At 76.3% G+C, this 5,068-nt stretch carries 4 protein-coding genes and 1 pseudogene; 1 reads left to right on the top strand and 4 read right to left on the bottom strand.

Translation table 11 applies throughout. From position 1 onward, the window contains the following. The 4 genes and pseudogenes from VM95_RS36890 to VM95_RS36875 all read right to left on the bottom strand — a co-directional run. Positions 1–529, bottom strand: a pseudogene (locus VM95_RS36890) (SUKH-4 family immunity protein); the annotation flags it as partial. Between the two features lie 70 nt (positions 530–599). Further along, positions 600–1,601, bottom strand: coding sequence for an SMI1/KNR4 family protein (locus VM95_RS36885; protein ID WP_045705562.1), 1,002 nt, complete (start codon positions 1,599–1,601; stop codon positions 600–602). A gap of 239 nt (positions 1,602–1,840) precedes the next feature. After that, positions 1,841–2,980, bottom strand: coding sequence for a DegT/DnrJ/EryC1/StrS family aminotransferase (locus tag VM95_RS36880; protein WP_167352995.1), 1,140 nt, complete (start codon positions 2,978–2,980; stop codon positions 1,841–1,843). After that, positions 2,977–4,173, bottom strand: a complete 1,197-nt coding sequence (locus VM95_RS36875; RefSeq protein WP_078861161.1) for a Gfo/Idh/MocA family protein — start codon at positions 4,171–4,173, stop codon at positions 2,977–2,979. Before VM95_RS36875 ends, VM95_RS36880 begins: the two co-directional genes overlap by 4 nt. A gap of 365 nt (positions 4,174–4,538) precedes the next feature. Between VM95_RS36875 and VM95_RS36870 the strand changes: the two genes are divergently transcribed. Further along, complete coding sequence (locus tag VM95_RS36870; protein ID WP_045705558.1) at positions 4,539–5,000, top strand: YwqJ-related putative deaminase; 462 nt, start codon at positions 4,539–4,541, stop codon at positions 4,998–5,000. Positions 5,001–5,068: the final 68 nt, after the last annotated feature.

The raw sequence follows: 5,068 nt of genomic DNA, 5'->3' as shown, positions 1-5,068 counted from the left end.
GGTCGACCGGCGCCGGAACGGGCGCGGGCTCGACCGGCGCGGGCGCCGGCTCGACGGGCACCGGCGCGGGCGCCGCCGGAGCGGGCGCGGGCGCGGCGGCAGCGGCCGGGGCCGCCCCCAGCCGCTCCGACTCGGCCGCGATCGCCGCGGCCCCCGCCTCCTGCAGCCACTGCGGCGGGCTGAGCAGGAAGGAGGTGGCCTCCACCGGCCCGGGCGCGGGCTTCGCCGCCCCGGCGGGGTTGGCCGCGACCGGCCGGCCGTACACCTCCTCGTACTGCCGGACCACCTCGTTCACCGGCAGCGCGGGCCACAGCGTGCTGGCGCCGGAGTCCCGGGCGATCACCAGCCGCGCCTCGCCCGAGCCGGCGGAGCCGACCGAGCCGTCCGTCCCGCCGTCCGCGAGCGGCACCGCCCAGCAGACGAAGCCCAGGTCGAACTCCCGGACCCGCACCTCGCGCTGCTGCGCGCGCGGCACCCCGCCGTTGATCCACTCCTCGGCGAGCTCCTGCGCCTGCGCGTACGTCACCACGCCCGGTTCACCCCTGTTGTCCGCATCCTCGTCGTCCCCCGTTCCGCCTGTGCCACCGCACCCACCCCGGTCAGCCCACCGGGACGGCGCGGGCGAACCCGCCGTCCACCATCAGCTTCGCGACCGTCTCCAGCTCCGGCGGGCTGCCGGCCAGCCGGAGCAGGAAGGCGTCGAAGTCGTCCCCGCAGGGCAGCAGCAGCCGGGCGCAGCGGTCCTCGGGGGCCTCCGGCGCGCCGGTGTCGCGGGCGTCGTCGTACAGGTGGAGCCAGACCGAGCCGGCCCGCTCCCCGCGCACCTTGAGGGCGACGATGCCGCCCTGTGCGTAGGCGATGCCCAGGTAGTCCTTGGTGAGGTGGTCGCGCAGGCACTTGTTGGCGTAGACCACGTCGTCGGTGCCGTACTCCTCGCTGAGGGTGAGGAACGGCTGGTCGAGCAGCAGGCCGAGGTCGGTGTCCAGCGCCAGCCCGACCGGGGCGCGGCCGCCGGCCACCTTGAGGAAGGTGCGGTAGGCGCCGGGCAGCCGGTAGCCGAGGCGCTCCTCGGCGCGCTGCACCAGGTCCTCGGGGACGCCGACCGGGTCGCCGCCGTCCCGGGCCAGCGAGAAGTGGACGGGCCGGTGCTCCTGGAGCGGGCGGGTGCCGCGGCGGGAGTGGTCGGCGGCGGAGGTGGCCAGGCCGCCGTGGTGGCGCAGCAGGGCCTTCACCTCGACCGGGACGAGCTCCATCCGCCGCCAGCCGGGGGCGGCCCGGCCGACCACGTGGTGCCAGGTCCAGCCGGGCGGGGTGGCGACGGCGGTGTCCAGGTCGGCCCAGAGCGGGTGGCCCTCGATGAACAGCGCGGCGTTGGCGGAGACGTAGTCGGTCAGCCGCAGTTCGTCCACGCCGAAGCCCTCGGGCGGGTCGGCGACCTCGGCCGCGGCGGCCGCGTACGGGCTGAAGTCCGGGTAGCCGTACTCGTCCACCCGGACCCCGGCGGGGTGCCGCTCCGCGCGGACCGGGTCCGGGAACTGCACCACCTGACCTGCGTACGCCGCGTTCGGTGCGGCGGCGACGCCGGGCCGACCTGTCGTCATCTGGAAGCCCCCACTGCTGCAACTTCTCGGTGCGCTTGCTGGGCACCAGCCTAGGGCCTGTCCGCAAGCTCCCGTCGTCCACCCGGAGGGTGGGTGGGGCGGCGTTGGGGTGCGTGCATCGCAAGGCGGAGGAGGGAGCCACTGCGGAGCATTGGCGACCGACGACAACGCAGCGAGGTGCGTGCCCCGGCGTCGCCCCACAGGCGGGAGCTTGCGGACAGGCCCTGGGGGGGTCATTCCTACGGGTGGGGCCCCGCACCCAGCGCCCGCCGCAACTCCTCCACGACCCGCGTCTGCTGCCCCTCGGTGAGGTGCGGGTGCAGCGGCAGGCTGAGCAGTTCGCGGGCGGCGCGCTCGGCGACGGGGAACGACCCGGCGCGGTGGCCGAGGTGGGCGAAGGCGGGCTGCAGGTGGACCGGCACCGGGTAGTGCACCCCGGCGCCGATCCCGGCGGCGTGCAGCGCGGCGAGGACGGCGTCCCGGCCCCTTCCGGGGGCGATCCGCACCGGGTAGAGGTGCCGGACGTGCTCGTTGCCGGGCGCGGTGCCCGGCAGGGTGAGCACCCCGGCGTCGGCCAGTGGGCGCAGCAGCGCGTGGTAGCGGTCGGCGGCGGCGCGGCGGGCGGCGTTCCAGGCGGGCAGCCGGCGCAGTTTGGCGCGCAGCACGACGGCCTGCAGGGCGTCCATCCGGGAGTTGAAGCCGAACCGTTCGTGCCGGTACTTCCCGCGTGCGCCGTGGTCGCCGATCCGCCGGACGGCGTCGGCCAGTTCGGGGTCGTCGGTGAGCACGGCCCCGGCGTCGCCGTAGGCGCCGAGGTTCTTGCCCGGGTAGAAGCTGGTGGCCGCGATCCGCCCGTACGCCGTGCGGCCGTGCTGCCGGGCGCCCTGGGACTGGGCCGCGTCCTCGACCACCGGCCGGCCGTCCGCCACCTCCAACAGCGGCCCCATCGGCGCGAGTTGGCCGAACAGGTGGACGGGCAGCAGCGCCACCGCGGCGGGCAGCGCGGCGGCGGCCCGGTCCGGGTCGATCAGCAGGTGCTCCGGGTCGACGTCGACCGGCACCGGCCGCAGCCCGGCCCGCTGGACGGCCTCGGCGGTGGCGACGAAGGTGTTGGCGGGTAGCACCACGCCGCCGCCGGGCGGCAGGTCGAGGGCGCGCAGGGCGAGTTCGAGGGCGTCGGTGCCGTTGGCGGCGCCCACGCAGTGCCGGACGCCGGTGAACTCCGCGTACTCCCGCTCGAACGCGGCCACTTCGGGGCCCTGGACGAAGGCGCCGCTGGCCAGCACCCGGTCGAAGCCCGCCCGCACCTCGGCCGCGACCTCGGCGTGCGCGGCGGCCAGGTCCACCAAAGGGATGCCCGCCCGGTCGGGGGCGCTCACCGGGCCGCCGCCCGGTCGTCCGCCTCGACGGCTCCGGCCGCCGCAACCGCTTCGGCCGCCCCGGCCGCGGCCCCCACCGGGACGGTGGCGCCGCCGAGTTCGAGGCTGAGCGAGGCGGCCTCCAGCAGCCGCAGCACCCGCACCCCGGCCCGGCCGTCGGTCAGCGGCGCCCGGCCCTCCAGGATGGCGGCGGCGAACTCGGCCATCACGTTGCGCAGCGCCTCCTGCTCGACCAGCGCGGGCGCGACCATCTCGCCGACCCGGTAGGAGATCAGCGCCCGGTGCCGGATCGCGTCGGTCAGTTCGTCGGGCGGGGTGAGGTCCACGCCCCGGTCGTGCACGGCGAGGCGGGCCTGCGGGTTGAGGTCGTCCCAGACCAGGGTGCGCCGGGAGCCGCCGATGAGCGTGGTGCGGACCTTGGTCGGGGAGAGCCAGTTGACGTGGCAGTGCGCCAGCGCGCCGTTGCTGAGCCGCAGCGTCAGGTACGCGACGCAGGCGCGGCCGGCCCCGATCGGGTCGGCGCCCTGGGCGGACACCCCGACCGGTTCGACGCCGGGCGGCAGCACGAAGTCCAGGATCGACAGGTCGTGCGGGGCGAGGTCCCACAGCACGTCCACGTCCGGCTGGACCAGGCCGAGGTTGATCCGCACCGAGTCGAAGAACTGCACGTCGCCGATCTCCCCGCCGTGCACCAGCTCGCGGATCCGGCGCACCACCGGGGTGTAGCAGAAGGTGTGGTCGCACATCAGCACCAGCCCGGCCCGCTCGGCCAGGTCGACGAGTTCGGCGGCCTCGGCGGCGGAGGTGGTGATCGGCTTCTCCACCAGCACGTGCTTGCCGGCCTCCAGCGCGGCCCGGACCAGCCGGTAGTGCGCGCCGGCCGGGGTGGCCACCGCGACGGCCCCGACCCGCTCGTCGGCCAGCACCTCGCGGTAGTCGCCGGTGGCCCGGACGGTGCTGTACTCCCCCAGCACGGCACGGGCCTTGGCCTCGTCCAGGTCGCACAGCCAGTGCAGCCGCAGCGCCGGGGTGTGCTGGGCGTTGCGCACCAGTTTCGGGCCCCAGTAGCCGGCGCCGACCACGGCCAGCCCGACCGGGCGTTCCGGCACCGGCTGCGGCGGGGCGCCCGGGGTCGGCACGTGGCCCCCGGGTGCCTGGTTGGCGGTCTCGGCCTGGGACGGCTTCCACGTCATCGCTCGGGCCCCCTCGCTCCGGCGCCGGGGGCGGGCCGGACGACCCAGCCCCGCCCCCGGCGGCCCCAACGTCCGGCGCGGGCACCGGAGTCGGCCCCCGCGGGGGCCGCGGCCCGCTGCCGGAACGGTACCGGCCGCGGCCCGCGCCCGGGGTCGTTTTCCGGAAATCGACGGACAAGTCATGACGGCGGTGTGCGGATTCGGCCAGCATCGGGTGAGCGCCCGGCCGCACCGGGTCGCCCAGCACCCCGGTTGTGCGGTTGTCGGTGTCGTTTGACAGGCTTGCCCCGGAACGGTCGGCCCCAGACCAGCGGGGGCCGGACCAACGGGAACCGAACCGACAGGAACGAGGAGGGAGAGGACGGATGACCACCGGTGAGCCGGCGGGCCCGCCCGTGCTGCGCCACCTCCGCGACAGTCTGCTGCCCGCCGTCGCCGCCGCGCTGTCGCTCAAGGCCGGTGACGTGCACACCCTGGCCGGCGACAAGGACGAGCGGCTTCCCGTCCTGCACCCGCTGGTCCGCGACTTCCTGGACGCGCTGCCCGTCGAGGCCCGCGAGCGGTTCACCGGCCGCTGCCCGGAGGCCGTCCTGCTCTCCCGGTACCTGCTCTCGGTGGACGGCAAGCGCTCCAAGCGCGCCGCCCGCAAGCCGATGACGGTCCAGGAGGCGCGCAAGGCACTGAAGGGCGCGCGGATGACGACCGTGCGCATCCGCGAGGAGGGCGACCCGGCGCACGGCACCCACGCCCCACCGTGCCGCTCCTGCACGCCGATGCTGGAGCACTTCACCGTCCTGAGCGTCGTGGTCGGCCCGACCGCGCACTGACCCGACCGCCCGCGGCCGTACGCCCCCTGTCCCCGAACCCCGGAGCCCGTCCTGAATCCGCCCAGCCC

This window comes from Streptomyces rubellomurinus, from assembly GCF_000961885.1.
GTDB lineage: Bacteria > Actinomycetota > Actinomycetes > Streptomycetales > Streptomycetaceae > Kitasatospora > Kitasatospora rubellomurina.
Note: the sequence above shows the minus strand (reverse complement) of the source record. Positions and strands in the feature narration are given on the sequence as shown.

Bases quoted from the DNA above. Each gene is read 5' to 3' on its own strand.
- VM95_RS36885 (WP_045705562.1), bottom strand. From the start codon at position 1,601: ATGACGACAGGTCGGCCCGGCGTCGCCGCCGCACCGAACGCGGCGTAC.
- VM95_RS36875 (WP_078861161.1), bottom strand. From the start codon at position 4,173: ATGACGTGGAAGCCGTCCCAGGCCGAGACCGCCAACCAGGCACCCGGG.
- VM95_RS36870 (WP_045705558.1), top strand. From the start codon at position 4,539: ATGACCACCGGTGAGCCGGCGGGCCCGCCCGTGCTGCGCCACCTCCGC.